The sequence below is a fragment of the Flavonifractor sp. HCP28S3_F3 genome (assembly GCF_052065355.1).
GTDB lineage: Bacteria > Bacillota > Clostridia > Oscillospirales > Oscillospiraceae > Flavonifractor.
The window spans coordinates 225,184-243,118 of sequence record NZ_JBQHUF010000001.1; the positions used below are offsets into that span (position 1 = coordinate 225,184).

15 protein-coding genes are annotated in these 17,935 nt (G+C 59.8%); 5 read left to right on the top strand and 10 right to left on the bottom strand.

Features of this window, described 5'->3' with window-relative positions:
* Positions 1–18 precede the first annotated feature (18 nt).
* The 4 genes from ACTNB1_RS01160 to ACTNB1_RS01175 form a co-directional block, all read right to left on the bottom strand.
* Positions 19–2,331, bottom strand: coding sequence for an ABC transporter permease (locus tag ACTNB1_RS01160; protein ID WP_441167448.1), 2,313 nt, complete (start codon positions 2,329–2,331; stop codon positions 19–21).
* A gap of 1 nt (position 2,332) precedes the next feature.
* On the bottom strand, positions 2,333–3,034 hold the full coding sequence (locus ACTNB1_RS01165; protein WP_441167449.1) for an ABC transporter ATP-binding protein: 702 nt from the start codon (positions 3,032–3,034) through the stop codon (positions 2,333–2,335).
* A 138-nt stretch (positions 3,035–3,172) separates the two neighbouring features.
* Positions 3,173–4,774 carry a CTP synthase gene (locus ACTNB1_RS01170; RefSeq protein ID WP_441167450.1) on the bottom strand — a complete coding sequence of 534 codons (1,602 nt, stop codon included), beginning with the start codon at positions 4,772–4,774 and terminating at the stop codon, positions 3,173–3,175.
* 135 nt (positions 4,775–4,909) lie between these two features.
* Positions 4,910–5,050, bottom strand: a complete 141-nt coding sequence (locus tag ACTNB1_RS01175; protein ID WP_441167451.1) for a hypothetical protein — start codon at positions 5,048–5,050, stop codon at positions 4,910–4,912.
* Positions 5,051–5,241: 191 nt separating this feature from the next.
* Between ACTNB1_RS01175 and ACTNB1_RS01180 the strand changes: the two genes are divergently transcribed.
* On the top strand, positions 5,242–5,436 hold the full coding sequence (locus ACTNB1_RS01180) for a hypothetical protein (RefSeq protein ID WP_441167452.1): 195 nt from the start codon (positions 5,242–5,244) through the stop codon (positions 5,434–5,436).
* A 57-nt stretch (positions 5,437–5,493) separates the two neighbouring features.
* Here the strand turns inward: ACTNB1_RS01180 and pdxR are convergent, their stop codons facing one another.
* Complete coding sequence (gene pdxR / locus ACTNB1_RS01185) at positions 5,494–6,894, bottom strand: MocR-like pyridoxine biosynthesis transcription factor PdxR (protein ID WP_441167453.1); 1,401 nt, start codon at positions 6,892–6,894, stop codon at positions 5,494–5,496.
* Positions 6,895–7,085: 191 nt separating this feature from the next.
* Between pdxR and sigG the strand changes: the two genes are divergently transcribed.
* The 4 genes from sigG to ppk1 all read left to right on the top strand — a co-directional run bounded on the left by sigG (position 7,086) and on the right by ppk1 (position 12,196).
* Positions 7,086–7,856, top strand: coding sequence for an RNA polymerase sporulation sigma factor SigG (gene sigG, locus ACTNB1_RS01190; RefSeq protein WP_441167454.1), 771 nt, complete (start codon positions 7,086–7,088; stop codon positions 7,854–7,856).
* A gap of 82 nt (positions 7,857–7,938) precedes the next feature.
* Positions 7,939–9,021: an ornithine cyclodeaminase family domain gene (locus ACTNB1_RS01195; RefSeq protein ID WP_441167455.1), complete on the top strand. Its 1,083-nt coding sequence runs from the start codon at positions 7,939–7,941 to the stop codon at positions 9,019–9,021.
* Positions 9,022–9,147: 126 nt separating this feature from the next.
* The gene (locus ACTNB1_RS01200) at positions 9,148–10,071 is read left to right on the top strand and encodes a Ppx/GppA phosphatase family protein (RefSeq protein ID WP_441167456.1); all 924 of its coding nucleotides are present in this window, start codon (positions 9,148–9,150) and stop codon (positions 10,069–10,071) included.
* Entirely contained in the window at positions 10,055–12,196 is a 2,142-nt protein-coding gene (gene ppk1, locus ACTNB1_RS01205; RefSeq protein ID WP_441167457.1) for a polyphosphate kinase 1, read from the top strand. Before ACTNB1_RS01200 ends, ppk1 begins: the two co-directional genes overlap by 17 nt.
* 40 nt (positions 12,197–12,236) lie before the next feature.
* Here ppk1 and ACTNB1_RS01210 read toward each other — a convergent pair whose 3' ends face one another.
* The 5 genes from ACTNB1_RS01210 to ACTNB1_RS01230 form a co-directional block, all read right to left on the bottom strand.
* The gene (locus ACTNB1_RS01210) at positions 12,237–13,601 is read right to left on the bottom strand and encodes an MATE family efflux transporter (RefSeq protein WP_441167458.1); all 1,365 of its coding nucleotides are present in this window, start codon (positions 13,599–13,601) and stop codon (positions 12,237–12,239) included.
* Positions 13,602–13,761: 160 nt separating this feature from the next.
* Complete coding sequence (locus ACTNB1_RS01215) at positions 13,762–14,322, bottom strand: ArsR/SmtB family transcription factor (protein ID WP_441167459.1); 561 nt, start codon at positions 14,320–14,322, stop codon at positions 13,762–13,764.
* Positions 14,323–14,398: 76 nt separating this feature from the next.
* Positions 14,399–15,307, bottom strand: a complete 909-nt coding sequence (locus tag ACTNB1_RS01220; protein WP_441167460.1) for an ABC transporter permease — start codon at positions 15,305–15,307, stop codon at positions 14,399–14,401.
* A 4-nt stretch (positions 15,308–15,311) separates the two neighbouring features.
* Positions 15,312–16,268 (bottom strand): ABC transporter permease, encoded by a 957-nt coding sequence (locus ACTNB1_RS01225; RefSeq protein ID WP_441167461.1) that lies wholly within the window; start codon positions 16,266–16,268, stop codon positions 15,312–15,314.
* A gap of 93 nt (positions 16,269–16,361) precedes the next feature.
* A complete protein-coding gene (locus ACTNB1_RS01230) occupies positions 16,362–17,930 on the bottom strand; it encodes an ABC transporter substrate-binding protein (protein WP_441167462.1) in 1,569 nt (522 codons plus the stop codon).
* Positions 17,931–17,935 lie beyond the last annotated feature (5 nt).

The following is a 17,935-nucleotide window of genomic DNA, read 5'->3' on the forward strand; positions in this document are numbered from 1 at the left end:
GTTTGTATCAAAAGGACCTTATTCTACGCTCTTCAGAGCGCCCAGCATGTCGATCTCCCGCATTTTCCGCCCGATGACCACATTGACCGCCAGGGCGAACAGCATGGTCACGCCGCAGGACAGGGCAATGGCTTTGCCTGTGATGACGACCTCCAATGGCATAGAGGTGATGGAGAGAATCAGAAACCGATCCAGCCCGATCCCCAGCGGGATACCCAGCAAGATGCCTACCGCAGCAAAGATCAGGTTTTCGCTGAGCTGGAGATATTTGATCTCTCCCTCATAAAAGCCCAACACCATCAGGGTGGCAAGGCTGCGGATCTGTTCAAAAAAGCTCATGATACCAAGGTTATAGATAACGATACAGGCCAGTCCGCCGCCGAAGACAATGAGAATGTAAACTACCATGGAGGTGTTTTCCATCTTCTCCACCACCGCGGCGGTGACCGTCTCACGGCTCTGCCAGCCATCCACAAAGTCGTAACCGTCCAGCTGGGTCTCCAGCATGACGACATCATCGGCGGTCAGGTAAGCGGCAGTAGGGGTGTAGGCCCGGCCCAAGCTCCGCCAGATGCTGCGGCTGACATAAGCGCCGCTGACACAGCGGTTGACCTCCGCCACGGTCAGGGTGACATAGCCGCTCTCACCGGTGAAGCGGAGGGTGACGGTGTCCCCCTCTTCCAGTCCCAGGTCATCTGCCAGCTGTTTTTCCAGCACCAGACCGTCCTCCGGCAGGGCCAGAGGAGCCTGTGCATAGGGGTCGTACAGGTGGAGGGAGACCGTGTCTTCCGCCACCGTCAGGGTAGTGGTGGCACGCTGGTCTTCACTGTACAGCCAGCAGGTAGTGGTCATCTCCAGCTCCGCGCCAGTAACGCCGGGGGAGGAAATCAGGCGGCTGTACTGGCTCTCCGTCACCGATGTGTTCAGATCGGCCATTACATCGTAGCTGTTCTGGTTTTGGGCCAGAGCATCTGAATAGGTGTCCATAGAGTCTTTGATGGCGAAGGCCATGAACACCAGGGCCATGCAGAAGGCGATGCCCACCACGCAGGTGAGCATGCGCACCTTGTTGCGGAAGGTGTTGCGCAGGATGTATTTTTGGTTGAAGCCCAGCCGCCGCCACAGGGGCCGGATGTGCTCCAGCATGAGGGAGCCGCCGCTCTTGGGGGCCTTGGGCCGCATGCACTGGGCGGGGGATTCCTTCAGCAGGGAACGGGCTACCAGCCAGGCGCTGCCGATGCAGCACAGGGCGGTGAGGCCCAGGGCCTGACCCCAGGCGTCAAAGTCGTGGACGATGGCGACAGGGGGCAGGTCACACCCGGTAGCAATGGTCCAGACGATGAGGGCGGAAATGTATTTGCTCAGCAGCGCCCCCGGCGGGAAGCCGACGATGACTACCAGCAGGGCATGGAGCAGATAGTAGAACAAAATAGTCCGGTCAGAGTAGCCCAGAGCCTTGAAAGTGCCGATATCCATTCGGGCACTTTCGATGAGGCGGTTCATGGTGCTCACCATCATCAAAACCGCGCACAGGAAAAACAGAGTGGGGAAGAAGGTGAGGATGGGAACCAGATTGTTCTTGGTCTCCATCAGGGAATAGGCCTGCTGGTTGTCCTCCAGAGCCAGGATATTGACTACTTTGCTGCTCAGTACCTCATCTACCTCAGCGCGGATCTGAGCGGCGGAGACACCGTCGGCGGTGGTGATGCAAATCTGATTGTAGATGTGGGAACCCATGATATCGCTGAGGGCTTCTTCCTTCACATAGGCGAAGCCGTAGCGCGAATAATCGGGGGAAGGCGTGGTGGCGTTGACCAGATACAGACACTCCGGGTCCTTGCCCAGACCACACACCTGAAGCCGCAGGTGGACCTCCAGGCCGGTGAGGGTGATCTCATACCAGTCCCCAACCCGCAGGCCACGCGCCTCGGCAAACTGGTCGCTGAGGAAAATCTCCTGACTGTTTTCCGGCAGGCGGCCCTCAGTTATATAGGGTGTGTTGATGGACTGATCCTCCGGCACCCCGTAGAGGGCCAGGGTGATGTCGCCGTTATGGCGTTCCTCCGCGTCCAGCACCACCCGGGGCTGTACGCCGGTGACGCCATTCAGCCCTTCCAGCGCCCGGCAGTCCGCCATGTCCAGTCCCACGCCGGTGATCCAGTAGTCAGCCACATTCTGGGCGTCGTAGTAGTCCTCCATCATGCGGTCCACGTTGTAGATGATCCCGCTGAGGCCGGTGTACACCACTACGGCGATCATGGTGATGATGCTCACCGAGATAAGCCGGGAGGCGGTGCGCCGCAGATCCCGGAAGAAATTTTTCCAGATCATGCTACCACTCCAGCTCCTGTACTGGTACCGGGTTGGGATTTTCTGTAAATGACTCAATCTTACCGCTCTTCATGCGGATGACGATATCGGCGGTAGGGGCCAGGGCTCCATTGTGAGTGACCACCACCACCGTCTTTTTGCTTTTCTTGCACAGGTCGTACAGCAGGGCCAGAATGGACTTGCCCGTCACGTAATCCAGAGCGCCGGTAGGCTCATCGCACAGCAGCACGTCGGGATTCTTGGCCAAAGCCCGGGCGATGGCCCCCCGCTGCTGTTCGCCGCCGGAGCACTGGGCAGGGAAGTTGCCCGCCCGATCCCCCAGACCCACCATGTCCAGCACTTCTCTGGCGTCTAAGGGATTCTTGCAGATCTGGCTGGCCAGCTCCACATTTTCCAGCACCGTCAGGCTAGGCATCAGGTTATAGAACTGAAAGACAAAGCCGATACTCTCCCGCCGGTACTGGGTGAGCTGCTTTTTGTTGAAGCTGGAGATCTCCTTGTCGTTGACGAAGACCTTGCCGCCGGTGGGGGAGTCCATGCCGCCCAGGATGTTGAGTACCGTGGACTTGCCGGCGCCGCTGGCGCCCAGGATAATGGTATACTTACCCTCCGGGATGTCAAAGCTCACGTCGTCTACTGCGCGGATGGTATTTTTACCCATCACATATTCCCGCACCACATGCTCCAGACGCACGCCCGACATCGGCAGTTCCTCCTTCCGACAGCTGGATTTTTTGTTTTATTATAGCGTTTTTACCGGTGATGCGTCAAGGCGGGCGGGTATAGAAAAGCAGCCTGCCTTTTCAGGCAGGCTGCTGTGTTTCCAACCGGTTCCGAACAATTATTTTTGTGCCAGAGCGGCGCTCACAAAGCCGTGGAAGATGGGATGGGCGCGGTTGGGGCGGCTCTTAAATTCCGGATGGAACTGGACGCCCAGGAAGAAGGGGTGGTCCTTTAGTTCCACTGCCTCCACCAGACGGCCGTCGGGGGAAGTGCCGCTGAGTGTCAGACCGGCCTCCTCCAGGCCCTGGCGGTAGTCGTTGCTGAACTCGTAGCGGTGGCGATGCCGCTCATGGATGAGAGGCTGACCGTAGCACCGCTCCAACAGAGTGCCGGGAGCTGTCTGGCAGGGCCAGCTGCCCAACCGGAGCGTGCCGCCCTTGTCGATCTCGTCGCTCTGGCCGGGCATGAAGTCGATAACTTTATAGGGGCAGTCCGGGTCAAACTCCCCGGAGTTGGCGCCTGTCAGCCCGGCCATATCCCGGGCAAATTCGATGACTGCGATCTGCATGCCCAGGCAGATGCCCAAATAGGGTACCTTGTGCTCCCTGGCGTACCGGGCAGCCAGGATCATCCCCTCAATGCCCCGGCTGCCGAAGCCGCCGGGTACCAGGATACCATCTGCCCCGTCCAGTACCTGCTGGCAGGTCTCGGGGGTGATAGTCTCAGAATCCACCCACCGGATGTCCACACGGGTCCCCAGCGCGTAGCCGGCGTGCCGCAGAGCCTCAGCTACCGAAAGGTAGGCGTCGTGGAGCTGGACGTACTTACCCACCAGAGCGATGGTCACCGCCCGGTCCTGCCGTCGGATGCGTTCCACCAGAGCCTGCCACTCGCTCAGGTCAGGAGCGGGGGCGTCGATGCCCAGCCGGCGGCACACCACCTGGGAGAAGTGGGCCTGCTCCAGCATGAGGGGCGCCTCATACAGGTTGGGCAGGGTGAGGTTTTCAATGACGCAGTCCCGGCTGACGCCGCAAAAGCCGGAGATTTTTTGAAAAATACTCTCGTCACGGATAGGCTCGTCACACCGCAGCACGATGATGTCGGGGGAGATGCCGAAGCCCTGCAGCTCCTTCACCGAGTGCTGGGTGGGTTTGGACTTGTGCTCCCCGGAGGCCCGCAGGTAGGGCACCAGTGTGACGTGAATATAAAGGGCATTGTCCCGTCCTACCTCCCGGCCTACCTGGCGGATGGCCTCCAGGAAGGGCTGGCTTTCGATGTCACCGGTAGTGCCACCGATCTCGGTGATGACCACATCGGCATTGGTCTTCTGTCCCACACTGTAGATGAACCGCTTGATCTCATCGGTGATGTGCGGGATGGTCTGTACCGTGCCGCCCAGGTACTCTCCACGCCGCTCCTTGGCAATGACGTTGGAATACACCCGGCCGGTGGTCAGGTTGGAGAACTGGTTCAGATCTTCGTCGATGAATCGCTCATAGTGACCCAGATCCAGGTCGGTCTCTGCCCCGTCCTCGGTGACGAATACCTCTCCGTGCTGGTAAGGGCTCATGGTGCCCGGGTCCACGTTGATGTAGGGATCCAGCTTTTGGGCTGCCACCTTTAACCCCCGGGCCTTCAGCAGCCGACCCAGAGAGGCGGCGGTGATTCCCTTGCCAAGACCGGACACCACTCCGCCGGTCACAAAAATGTATTTCGTCACAGTGAGGACTCCTTTCCCAAATAAAAGGGACAGAGAGGCCCCGAACGTCATCCGGGACCTCTCTGTCCTTGAACAGGGATATGATAGACGGTTTTATGCAGGATGTCAAGAGAAAACTTGCAGAAATAGATTCCTTTATTTGGAGCCTTTCCGAAGCAGGCGGCGCAGCTCCCGACCCTGTGAGCTGTCAGGACGGGCCAGAGCCCGCAGAAACGCCCTGGGATTGGCACAAAACAGGGTGAGGCACACGGTGATCCGCCGCAAAATGCCCTTCATGTTATCCCCTCCCGTGCCAGTATAGGACGGATGATGTGTCGGAATATGGCGAAAAGAGGGGAGGACTGGTGCAAGATTTTAGCAGTCCTTTACCATATCTTGATGGAAAGCGCGCCGGGAAGCTGGTATCCTGTGAGTCAGGAGACCAGCCGTGTTTCTGAAAACAGTTTGAAGGGAAAGGGGTTTTTTCTGTGATTCCTTGTCAAAAGAGCTGTTCAGCCTACTGTGAGGGCTGCCACAAGAGCTGTACCCAGTGGAGGGCGTTTCAGACGCGGCTACGGGAGGAACGCCAGGCCAAAAAGGACTATCTGAAATATTACAACGAGCTGTGCGGGGCGGTGACCCGTCAGTTCCGGGCCATTGGAGCCTATTGTGCAGTTCGTTGATGGAATAAAACAGCCGCCGCTGATACCGGAAAGGTGTCAGCGGCGGCATTTTTATGCTCAGAAGCCCCAGGCCTTTTTCAGCTGCTCAAGGGCGGGGGCCATCTCCTGGGCGGCAATGCGGGTGTATCCCAGAATAAGGGCGGGCGGCCGGTCGGGTGGTGCGGGGGACAGATCATATGCAGACAGGGGAGAGAGCCCTACTCCCGCCCGGGCGGCCCGGTCCACCAGCTCTGTTTCGTCCCACCGCTTGTCCATCCACAGAAGCAGATGGAGCCCTGCGTCCCCACCGGCAAAGGAGCCAGTTTCCAACAGTCCGGAGCTCCGGGCGGCGGCCAGCAGGGCTTCCCGCCGGGCTTTGTACCGGGTACGGGTGCGGTTAAGGTGCCGCTCAAAGTGGCCCCGCTCCATAAACCGGGCCAGGGCGTATTGTTCAAAGGAGGGAACGGTGGAGGAATAAAACCAGAACTCCCGCCGCCATTTTTCTGCCAGAGCCGCAGGCAGCACCATGTAGCTCACACGCAGGGAGGGGGCCAGGGTCTTGGCAAAGGTGTTCAGGTAGATCACCCGGCCGCTGCCGTCCAGGCTCTGGAGGGCCGGGATGGGTTTGCCGGAGAAGCGGAACTCACTGTCGTAATCGTCCTCAATGATATACCGCTCCGGCGCCTCTGCGGCCCAGCGCAGCAGGGCCTGCCGCCGGGGAGCGGGCATGATGATGCCCAGGGGAAAGTGATGGGAGGGGGTGACGTGGACCACCCGCACCTGGTGAGAATCCAGCTCGTCCACCCGCAGACCCTGCCGGTCCAGGGGAATGGGCTCCACACGGACGCCGCAGCTGGTGAGGATGCGGTGGGTCTTGCCGTAGCCCGGATCCTCCACACCGTAGGCTCCTTCCCGGCCCAGCAGCTGTACCAGCAGGGCGATAAGGGTTTCCGACCCGGCTCCCACTACGATCTGGTCCGGGTGGGCCCGGATGCCCCGGAAGCGGTAGAGGTGTCCGGCGATGGCCTGCCGCAGTTCCGGTACCCCCTGCGGATGGGGGGCGGAGAGCAGCCGATCCTCCTGTTCCGATAAGACCTCCCTCATGAGTCTGGCCCAGGTGGAGAAGGGGAAGAGAGCGGTATCCACGCCGCCGGTGGAGAAATCCCACCGGAAGGATGGGCGGACCGGCTCCCGGAGGTCGGGGGCAGGATCTCGTTCCTGCGGCTGGGGCTCTTGGGCTCCGGCCTGAACGAAAAAGCCCCGACGAGCCTCGGAACGGAGGTAACCCTCCGCCAGAAGCTGGTCATAGGCGCCCTCTACTGTTACCACGCTTATTTTTAGGTGAGTGGCCAGGGAGCGCTTGGAAGGCAGCCGGGTTCCCGGCCGCAGCCTGCCGGCCTCGATTTCTCCACGGATATGGCGGTAGAGCTGTTCATACAGCGGCCGGCGGTCCCCGGCGTCCAGGATCGGTGTAAGCATGCGCAGTCCTCCCAACTGACCTGGTCAAATCCTGCATTTAGTATAAACAAGATAAGACCAAATAGCAACGGGGACCCACGAAGTCCATCGAAAGCGGTCTGACGATAAAAAATATACCCCGTGGCCCTGCCGTATGAAAGGGTCTGCCGCGGAAATACTGAACACAGATTCCGAGGCAAGGGGGCAGAGCCGTGCAGGGAAAGGTAGAGATCTGCGGCGTCAACACGTCAAAGCTGAAGGTGCTGAAAAATGAGGAGACCATGGAGCTGCTCCGCCGCACCAAGGAGGGGGACATGGAGGCCCGGGAGCAGCTCATCGCCGGCAATCTGCGCCTGGTACTCTCAGTGATCCAGAAGTTCTCCAACCGGGGGGAGAATGTAGACGACCTGTTTCAGGTAGGGTGCATTGGCCTGATCAAGGCCATTGATAACTTCAATATCGACATGGATGTGCGTTTTTCCACCTACGGCGTGCCTATGATCGTGGGGGAGATCCGCCGTTATCTCCGGGACAACTCCACCATGCGGGTGTCCCGGTCCATGCGGGATACGGCCTACCGGGTACTTCAGGTCAAGGAAAAGTTCATGTCCGAGCACCAGCGGGAGCCCAGCATTGACGAGATCGCCAAACTGCTGGAGCTGAAGCGGGAGGATGTGGTGTTTGCCCTGGACGCGGTACTGGATCCGGTGTCCCTTTACGAGCCGGTATACGACCATGGGGGAGATACCATCTGCGTCATGGACCAGGTGAAGGACTCCAAAAACACCGACGAAAGTTGGCTGGAGCACATCGCTCTGAAGGAGGCCATGGCCCGGCTCACCGACCGGGAGCGGCACATCCTTGCCCTGCGGTTCTTCCAGGGCAAGACCCAGATGGAGGTGTCGGCTGAGGTAGGTATCTCCCAGGCACAGGTTTCGAGATTGGAAAAAAACGCCATCAATCAGATCAAAAAGAATATTTAGCAGCCGGAAAGCGATTGCCATTCTATGGGCTGCCGTGGTACAATAATCAGGAACACAGAAATAGAAAGGGGTCCTGTTTACCATGAGCTTCATTCTCCCTCAGTATCACGGTCCTGACTTTGAACAGCCGCAGCTGAAGAACGCGCCTGATGTGGTGTTCCAGCCCGCTCCTATGGACGGTGTGGCGCCGGAGGGGTACCATGCCACCAGTATTTTCCCGGAGTATTTCAAGGTCAACGGGACCTGGCTGCTGGCGGAGGAGAGCCGCATGGACTGCGTGGCCGCTCTGCGGGACGGAAAGATCGCTGTGGTGGAGTTCCGCAATCTAAAGGCGGGTGAGCCGGTGGCGGTGGGCCGCACAGAGGACGGTTCTCAGGGCATTTATATCTATGCCAATGGCTTTGACGAGGAGAAGGGGGAGCAGGAGACCTTTTCCTTCCGGCAGGGCCGCTCCCGTGAGACGGCCTACTCCATGGACTATGATTCCATCTATGAGCTGCTCCAGTATGAGAAGGAGCACGGCCGTATCCTGTGGGTGATGGGTCCTGCCTGTGCCTTTGACCACGACGCCCGGGACGCCTTTGCCGCCCTGGTGCGCGGGGGCTATGTCCACGGTGTGCTGGCAGGCAACGCCCTTGCCACCCACGACCTGGAGGCGGGCTATCTCCGCACTGCTCTGGGCCAGGACATCTATACCCAGCGCAGCATGCCCAACGGCCACTATAACCATATCGACACCATCAACGCTGTCCGGCTGTGCGGTTCCACCGCCGCCTTTGTCAACTCCGGTAAGGTGAAGGACGGCATCATCTACGAGTGCGTCAAGCACGACGTGCCTTTCGTGCTGGTGGGCTCTGTCCGTGATGACGGCCCTCTGCCCGAGGTGTACGGCAACGTGTATGAGGGCCAGGACGCCATGCGTAATCTGGTGAAGGAGGCCACGACCGTCATCTGCATGGCCTCTACCCTCCACACGGTGGCTACCGGCAACATGACTCCCTCCTACCGTGTGGTGGACGGAGTGGTGCGTCCGGTGTACTTCTACTCGGTAGACGTCTCCGAGTTCGCGGTGAACAAGCTGCGGGACCGGGGCAGCCTGTCGGTGCGCACCATCGTCACCAACGTGCAGGACTTCGTGGTCAATGTCCGCAAGGGCGTTATGTAACAGCAGAGAGAGAAAACGACAGGGCCGCGCCGTTTGGCGCGGCCCTGTAAATCTTCTGTAAAGTCCATTGCTATTGTGGGGAAAATAACGTAAACTAAGCCAAGTGCAAGAAAGGGGGACGGAGCCATGAAATGCGGAATCGTGGACGTGGGCTCCAATACCATCCGCCTGTCCATCTACCATTGGGAGGGGCAGAGCTTCAAGCTCCTGATGAATAAGAAGGAAATGGCAGGGCTGGCGGGCTATATCAAAAACGGTGTGCTCTCCGACAGCGGCATCCTGGTGGCCTGTCGTGTGCTGGCGGGCTTCAAGGCCCTGCTGGCCAACTTCAATATCGACCAACTGTATGTGTTTGGTACTGCGTCGCTGCGGAATATTGTCAACACGGAGGAGGCTCTGGAGACCATCCAGGCGGTGACTGGCCTCCAGGTGGAGGTGCTCTCCGGTGCGGAGGAGGCGGCCTTCTCCTTCCAGGGGGCCACGGTAGGGGGCGGAGCTCCCGGCAAGGGGCTGCTGGCCGACATCGGCGGCGGCTCCACGGAGCTGGTGTCCTACCGGGACGGGGTCATCACCTCCGGCTGCTCTCTGCCCATGGGGTCCCTGTCCCTGTTTACCAGGCATGTCTCCGGCCTGTTCCCCACCAAGGAGGAGCGGAAGGCCATCCGCAGCCACGTGGAAGAGGAGCTGGAGAAGGCCAGAACTTCCGGCTTGCGGTGCAGTCACCTCACCGGCGTGGGCGGTACCATCCGGGCTGCGGCCAAGCTGTGCAATGACCTGTCTGGGGCAGACCCGGATAACCGGATCATACCGGCGGAGGAAATCAAGTCCCTCTACAAAGATCTGAAAAAAGGGGACCAGGATACCCTGCGGCAGATCCTGCGTTCCGTGCCCGACCGGGTCCACACCATTCTGCCTGGCCTGGCCATCCTGACCGCTGTGCTGCGGGTTTACCGAGTGGAGACCGTGTCGGTGAGCGCCTGCGGCGTGCGGGAGGGATATCTGCTCAACCGTGTAATGGGAGTGAACAATCAGCATGACAAAGGAAATTGATACCCGCTATACCCAGGAACGGGAGCTGTCCTGGCTGCGGTTCAACGAGCGGGTGTTGGAGGAGGCCAGGGACGAGAACGTGCCTCTGTTTGAGCGGCTGAAATTTGCCGCCATCTTCACCAGCAATCTGGACGAGTTTTTTATGATCCGAGTGGGCTCTATTACCGACATGACTCTGTCCAAGCAGGCCCATGTGGACAGTAAAAGCGGTCTGACCCCTACCCAGCAGCTCCAGGCCATTTTCAAGACGGTGCCCGGCCTTTATAAACAGCGGGATAAGATCACTTCCCAACTGGAAAAGCGGCTGCGCACCTGCAATATCTGCAATCTGTCTCCCGATGAGCTGGACGGCAAGGAGCGCAAGCAGGTGGAGCGGTGGTTCCGGGATTATGTACAGCCGGTGCTTTCTCCCATGGTGGTGGACAGCCATCATCCCTTTCCCCACCTGCCCTCCAATAGCCTGACCATCGCGCTCACCCTGCGCATGGAGGGCAAGCGGTGCTTCGGTCTGGTGCCGATTCCCAAGAATCTGCCGCCCTATCTTCGGCTGGAGGAGCGAGGCTTGCGGTACCTGCTCACCGAGCAGGTGGTGCTGGCCTTTGCCGACGTGCTGTTTGAGAACTGCCAGGTGGAGGAGAAATGTATCATCTCGGTAACCCGCAATGCGGACATCAGCCCCGAGGATGAGGATTACGATGTGGGCGAAGATTTCCGGGCTCACATGCAGAAGATTTTGAAGAAGCGGGCCCGTCTGGCTCCCGTGCGGCTGGAGATCCAGGGGGGTGCCTCTCCGGAACTGCAGCAGTACCTGTGCCAGCGGCTGGCCCTCACGCCGGAGCAGGTGTTCCACTCCAAGAGCCCGCTGATGATGAATTATGTCTACTCCCTGGAGGGTAAGCTGCCCCAGGAGAGCGCTGCTGCCCTGTGCTATCCGCCCTATACACCCCAGTGGCCTGCCGGGTTGGTGAAGGGGGAGAAGCTGATTCCCCAGATTCTGCGGCGAGATGCGCTGATGTTCTATCCCTACCAGAGTATGGAACCCTTCCTCCAGCTGGTTCGGGAGGCCGCCAACGATCCGGCGGTGCTTTCCATCAAGATCACCATCTACCGCCTGGCCTCCACAGCAAAGCTGGTGGAGTACCTGGCTGCTGCCGCCGAGAACGGCAAGGATGTGACAGTGCTTATGGAGCTGCGGGCTCGGTTCGATGAGCAGAATAACATCGCCTGGGCCCAGCGGCTGGAGGAGGCAGGGTGTACCATCCTCTATGGCTTTGAGCAGTATAAGGTACACTCCAAGATCTGCCTCATCACCCGCCGGGAGAAGGGACACATCCAGTACATTACCCAGATCGGTACCGGCAACTACAACGAGAAGACCGCCAAGATGTATACCGACTTCTGCCTGATGACCGCCAGTCCTGCCATCGGAGCCGACGGTACGGCCTTCTTCCAGAACATGGCCATCTCCAATCTGAACGGAGAGTACCACCAGCTGCTGGTGGCCCCCAACGGTCTGAAGAACAGGCTGCTGGAGCTGATGGATGGGGAGATTGAGAAGGCCCGGCAAGGCAAGCCTGCTAGGATTTTCGTAAAGGTCAACTCGGTGACCGACCGGAAGCTCATCGACAAGCTGGCTGAGGCCAGTCAGGCGGGGGTGCCGGTGACGATGAATGTCCGCGGCATTTGTTGCCTGCGGCCCGGTGTACCGGGGCTCACCGACCATATCAAAGTATTTTCCATTGTGGGCCGGTTTTTGGAGCACCCTCGAATCTACGCCTTTGGTGTGGGGGAGGAGACAAAGCTCTATATCGGCTCGGCGGACCTGATGACCCGAAACACCGAGCGACGGGTAGAGATCGCCTGTCCGGTGCTGGACCCGGCAGTCCGCCGCCAGATCCGCCACTATGTGGAACTCTACTGCTCGGACAATGTAAAGGCCCGGGTACTCCAGCCCGACGGTTCCTATACCCGCGTGGAGCGGCCGGAGGGCGCCCCGGCGGTGGACGCTCAGGCGGCCCTGATGGAGGAAGCGGAGCGGGAGGCGCTGGCCGCCGTTCAGGCTCCGCCGGTGCAGGAGCGGAAAACTGGTCTGCTGGCACGGCTCTTTGGCCGCCGTCAGAAATAAGAAAATGGCTGTCGCTTACGGCGACAGCCATTTTTTGTGATTAGATGGAAAGCAGACGCTTGCGGCACCAGGCCCGGCTATGCCAGCGCAGCAGAAAGAGTGCCGCCCGGAGACACTCGTCACAGGCCATGGCGATCCACAGTCCCACCAGTCCCAGACCGGCTGCTGTGGACAGCAGCAGACCGCCGCCCACAGCGGTCAACCAAGCGCTGATGACACAGATTGTGATGGGAAAGCGCACATCACCGCAGGCCTGAAGAGTGCGGCACATAACGATATTCACCGCCCGGCCTGCTTCCAGAGGAATCTCAATGAGCATGATGGTGTGGAACAACGCCAATACCGCTTCGTCACCGGTAAACAGGCGCAGCAGGGGAGTACTGAAGAAAAACAGCACGATGGAAACCAGGGTAGAAATTGTGATTGCCGCTGCCAGGGTGTTTTTAACACGATGGTCCACCTCATCAATGCGTTCGGCGCCCATAAGCCGGGCCACTACCACCTGGGCGGCCTGGGCTATGGCGGAGGCAAACATATAGGTCAGCATAGCAAACATATTGGCGTATACCCGGGTGTTGATGACAAAGAGGGCGAAACGATTGCAGATGGATTGGATGCAGATTTGGGAAAGGTTGTAGGAGACAGCCTCACCGCCGGTAGGCAGTCCGATACGCAGCAGCCGCCGCAGCTGGTCGGCAGGGAAGGGGCGCAGGTGGGACAGCGTGATCACCGGTCCGAACTTTTTCCGGAACAGGAACGCGATGACCACCACACCGAAGATTCGGGAGATGTCGCTGGAGAGGGCGGCTCCCGCGATACCCAGAGCGGGCAGGCCGAAGGCACCGTTGATAAGCAGGGCGTTGCCGCCGATGTTCAGCAGATTCATCAGTACCGAGATGAGCATGGTTTCCTTCATCATCTGGCTGCTGCGGAAGAAGGCGGTAAAGGTGAGATAGATGGACTGGAACACCATGCCGCCGCCGATGATGCGGATATACAGGCAGGTCTCTGCAAAAATCGCATCCGGTACCTTGATCAGTTGGAAGATAGGACCGCACAGGGCGATCAGCAGTCCGCCGATGGCCAGGCCGAATACGCCGTTGACCACCAGGGATACAGTATAAGTTTCATTGACCCGTTTGGTATCTTCGGCGCCCAGGTACTGGGCGATGAGGATCGTGGATGCGGTGCAGATCACGGAAAAGACGATAAGCAGCAGGTTGGTGATCTGGTTGGCGTTGCCGATAGCCCCTACGCCATTGGGATCGTACCATCCCACCATGATCTGATCGGCGTTGCCCACCAGCAGCTGCAGCAGCAGCTCGATAAAGATGGGCCAGGTGAGGGAAAGAATTGGACTGGAGCGGCGGGACTGCTCCGCAGAGATGCTCACGGCTTTTTCCATAAAAACTCCTTCCAGATTTTTTTGCACGGAATATTATAAGAGTTCACTGAAGGAATTCAATAGGAAAAATCCATGGCTTTTGCACCATTTGCCAGCACTATCTTTGTGAAAAGAATAATAACAAGCACGGCCCGCCGCTTTTGCGGCGGGCCGTGCTGTGTCAGTTCTTTGGTTCCTCAGGAGCACGGTAAGCCATGATGACATATTCCCAGTGCTCAGCATTGGCGGGTGTATGTGTGCCGTGCTGGTTCAGATAATCGGCAACAATCTCGGCCAGCTCGTGCCGCTCCTCTGTGGAAAGATGGAGAGCGCCAAAACGGAGCAGACAATACTGATCCAGCTCCTCCTCAGAGTGCAGGTGTGTGGTGTTGACCAGACCCCGGAAAACGCCGTCCACCAGGTTGGCGGCCATAGCTTCCCGCTCACCCTGGAATGTGTCCTTTTTTCCAAGATGCAGCCGGATATCTACGTCATCCAGCGAGTAAAGCACCAGCGGCTCGCCGTTTTTTCCCTGCCTGGTCTCCATCAGCACCACACCCAGATCCACCAGCTTTTTCAGATGTCCCTGAGCAGAGATGGGGGAGAGATTCATGCGCCTGGCCACGGCGTTGGCGGTCATTGGCCGCCCGGCAAGGCGCAGCAGATGTACCATATCCTGTCGGGTGGGGTGCAGCAGGATGCGAAATTGGCTTTTATGTTCAAGGTCAATGATTCTGGACATGTGCGGGAGCCCCTTTCTCGTTGTCATATCCATGATAACACTGCAACTTTATACATGACAAGAGAAAATGTACATTTTAGGAAAAAATCCGCGGCGCTTTTTTGTCATGAGCATCAGAGCCCGGCAGCAGCCGGCTCCGGGTGTCCAGAGCGTCCCGCAGACCGTCCCCAATACCTGCCAGACAAAACACCGTCAGGATGATGCACAGGGCGGGAGGCAGCCAGGCCCAGGGCCGTCCGGTGAGCACCGTCAGGTCGGAAGCGGCCTTAATGAGACTGCCCCAGGATGCTTGAGGAGCGCGGATACCAACGCCCAGGAAGCTGAGGCTGGACTCCGACAGAATGGCCCGGCCTGCCCGCAGAGGAATGGAGCACCACACCGGGGAGATCACGTTGGGGAGCACGTTGCGCCGAAGGATCAGGGAGCGGCTGGCCCCCAGGGCCCGCACTGCCACGATATATTCCTGATCCCGGACAGTGAGCGTGTTGCCGTAGACCAGCCGGGCGATGCCCGTCCAGCCCAGCAGACCCAGCACCAGCACGATATTCAGTGCGGAGGGCCCCACCAGAACAACCAGGCAGAGCACCAGCACGATGCTGGGGAAGGACTGGACCACGTCGGCCAGCCGCATGATCCAGAATTCCCAGGCGCCCCGGCGGTAGCCCGCCAACAGGCCCAAGGGAACGCCTATCGCGGCGCTGATGGCGGCAGCGGAGAGGCCGATGAGCAGGGAGACCTGTCCGCCGCACAGCAGCCGGGCCAGCAGATCCCGGCCCACATCATCGGTGCCCAGCCAGTGTTCCCGGGAAGGCGGAGCCCAGAAGCCGGCCTCCATGTCGCTGACGTTGGGCTCCAGACCAAGCACAAGGGGCAGCAGAAAGACCAGCAGCAGCTCTACACAGAGCAAGATGAGACAAAACATGGCCCTTCGGTCCCGGCGGAAGCGTGCCCAGGGACTTCGGGGCAGATAAGCGTGACATTCCATGGCCCTACCCCTTTCCGTACCGTACTCTGGGGTCGGCCAGGCCGTATACCAGGTCCAGGAGCAGGTTGGTCAGCAGCACCGCCAGGGCAACCACCACGGTTACCCCCATCACCACCGGGTAGTCCCGCTGCGAGATGCCGGAGAAAAGCAGGCTGCCCATGCCGGGCCACCCGAAGATCTGCTCCACCACCACCGAGCCCCCCAGAATGTGGGGGATGTGGCTGAGAATAGTGGTGAGCACCGGAACCAGAGAGCCCCGGAAGGCGTGGCGTACCATGACTGCGCCTTCTGTCAGGCCTTTGGCCCGGGCGGTGACGATGTAGTCCTGCCCCAGAGCTTCCAAACAGGCGGCCCTGGTTTGTTTTACCAGTTCTCCCAGACTGCTGACGCACACCACTCCGGCGGGGAGAATCAGGTGGCGGAGCAGGTCGGGCAGGGAGGTAAAGATTCCGGCAGTGTACATACCGTGAGTGGGCAGCCAGCCCAGGGTGACGGCAAATATGGCGATGCCCGCCAGGCAGAGAAAAAAGCCGGGCACACTGTAGCTGATGAGGCTGAGAACAGAGGCCAAACGGTCCCAGAAGGATCTGGGTTTCCAGGCTGCCAGGATGCCAAGCGGGATGGCCATGACCACCGCCAGCAGCACGCCGGTGCCGGTGAGCAGCAGGGAAGGTCCCACCCGCTGGGCGATAAGGCGGCTCACCGGCCGGTCATAGAAGTAGGACTGCCCAAGGTCTCCTTGGAGCAGATCTCCCAGCCACATGGCGTACCGGACGGGGAGGGGGCGGTCCAGCCCCAGGGATGCCTCCAGAGCGGCTTTGTCGGCCCCGGAGGAAGCCCCTTCACCCATCAGATCGGTAATGGTGCCGGGGGCCAGGTTGACCATAAGAAAAACAAGTAAAGTGATCCCGAAGAAGACGGGGATAGCCGTAATAAGACGGCGGCGGATATAGCGGCCCATAAGCGTTGGTTCCTCCTGCACTTCCGGCCTTTCGGCACGGGCCGCTGGGCGGCGGCCCTACGGAGGTTTTCTGTCTGAATGAGGCCGTACCGGTCAGTCGGCCTTGAAGGTCCACTCCCACACGTTCTCATTGGAGAAGCTGGAGGAGGGGTAATCGATGTTGTCTATCGTGGGAGACTGGGCGTGAAGGGTTCGTCCGAACCACAGCGGGATGAAGGGCCGTTCCTGGGCCAGCAGCTCCTGGAGCTGGTCCACCAGAGCCTGCCGCTCCTCACCGCCAGGGGCAGCCTTGATCTGGGCAATCAGGGTGGTGTAGGGGGTCAGGTCGGCCACATGGAAGATGTTGTTGCCTTCGCTGAAGCGGCTCTCAGTGAACCAGAGGGGGAGGGCGCCGGGTGTGTGACTGGCGATGGCCATATCGTATGTGCCTTCCGCCATACCGGAAAAGAGCGTGGCGGAGTCCACGGTCTCAATGGTGACAGTGATGTCCGCCTCAGCCAACTGCTGCTGCATCAGGGCGGCCAGGCCGGAGCGGTTGGAGGTGCAGGCCAGGGAGTAGGTGCGCCCGTCGTAGCCGCCCTCTTCCAGCAGAGCCTTTGCTTCTTCCACATCCCGGCTCCAGGTCAGGGAGCTGGTATACTCCGTTCCCGGCGTCAGATCGGTGGCGGTGGGCTCGCCCAGTCCCTGGGCGGTGTGGAGGCACAGAGCTTCCTTGTCCAGAGCCAGGTCAATGGCCCGGCGGACGGAGGCACTGGAAATGGTCTCGTTATTGAGCATCAGCTCATAGAAGCTGTTGGGCACAGTGCCCTCCAGCACTTCGATCCCGCCATCCTCGGCAGTTTGGATGTCATCTGCGGCCAGGTTACCGCCAAAGGCGTAGTAATCCAGATCTCCTGCCATAAGGGAGGGGAGCAGGTTGGACTTGTCCATCACCGTGATGACCAGCTTGTCAAAACCGGGCTGACCCAGCTGGTAGTCCGGGTTGGACTGGAGTGTAAGCTGACTGCCGGGGATCTCCTCCACGAACTTGCAGGGGCCGGAGCCAATGGGTACCTCCCACAGCTCCAGATCCATGATCTCCGAAGGCTCTGTTCCGTCCAGCAAGTGGGTAGGCAGTACATAAAACTCCCGGTTGCGGTCCAGCAGGAAATCCTCCGGAGTGGTAGGCGTCTTGAAGGTGAGCTTCAGCGTGTATTCATCTGTGGCTTCCGCCCCCAGAGTCTCTCCCTGGATAGCGGCGCCGTTCTCATCGGTGCCTGCCAGTACATTGAATACCGAGCGGCCAAGCGCGGCGCAGGTGGGATCGGTCATCAGGGCGATGGTGTCTGCCCAGTGTTCCGCCGTTACGGGAGTGCCGTCATGGAACGCGGCGTTCTCGTCCAGGTGAAAGACCACCGACATGCCGTCGTCGGCGCTCTCCCAGGAAGTGGCCCCCCGGGGATCCAGGGAGCCATCGGCGTGGACGTAGGCCAGCCGGTCATAGATCTTGTCGCACACGATACGGGTGTAATTGCTTCCCGAGGGGCTGTTGTAGGGCATCAGAGTATCCCAGGCGTTGGACATGCCGTAGCGCACCACGGAGGCAGTTTCCGCGCTGGAGCCGCATGCGGCCAGGGACAGGGCCAGTGCCAAAGTCAGCAGCAGTACAGTCAGCTTTTTCAAAAGGT

Excerpts from the sequence above, each read along its gene's own strand:
- ACTNB1_RS01160 (WP_441167448.1), bottom strand. The coding sequence starts at position 2,331 with ATGATCTGGAAAAATTTCTTCCGGGATCTGCGGCGCACCGCCTCCCGG.
- ACTNB1_RS01165 (WP_441167449.1), bottom strand. The coding sequence starts at position 3,034 with ATGTCGGGCGTGCGTCTGGAGCATGTGGTGCGGGAATATGTGATGGGT.
- ACTNB1_RS01175 (WP_441167451.1), bottom strand. The coding sequence starts at position 5,050 with ATGAAGGGCATTTTGCGGCGGATCACCGTGTGCCTCACCCTGTTTTGT.
- pdxR (WP_441167453.1), bottom strand. The coding sequence starts at position 6,894 with ATGCTTACACCGATCCTGGACGCCGGGGACCGCCGGCCGCTGTATGAA.
- ACTNB1_RS01195 (WP_441167455.1), top strand. The coding sequence starts at position 7,939 with ATGAGCTTCATTCTCCCTCAGTATCACGGTCCTGACTTTGAACAGCCG.
- ACTNB1_RS01200 (WP_441167456.1), top strand. The coding sequence starts at position 9,148 with ATGAAATGCGGAATCGTGGACGTGGGCTCCAATACCATCCGCCTGTCC.
- ppk1 (WP_441167457.1), top strand. The coding sequence starts at position 10,055 with ATGACAAAGGAAATTGATACCCGCTATACCCAGGAACGGGAGCTGTCC.
- ACTNB1_RS01210 (WP_441167458.1), bottom strand. The coding sequence starts at position 13,601 with ATGGAAAAAGCCGTGAGCATCTCTGCGGAGCAGTCCCGCCGCTCCAGT.
- ACTNB1_RS01215 (WP_441167459.1), bottom strand. The coding sequence starts at position 14,322 with ATGTCCAGAATCATTGACCTTGAACATAAAAGCCAATTTCGCATCCTG.
- ACTNB1_RS01220 (WP_441167460.1), bottom strand. The coding sequence starts at position 15,307 with ATGGAATGTCACGCTTATCTGCCCCGAAGTCCCTGGGCACGCTTCCGC.
- ACTNB1_RS01225 (WP_441167461.1), bottom strand. The coding sequence starts at position 16,268 with ATGGGCCGCTATATCCGCCGCCGTCTTATTACGGCTATCCCCGTCTTC.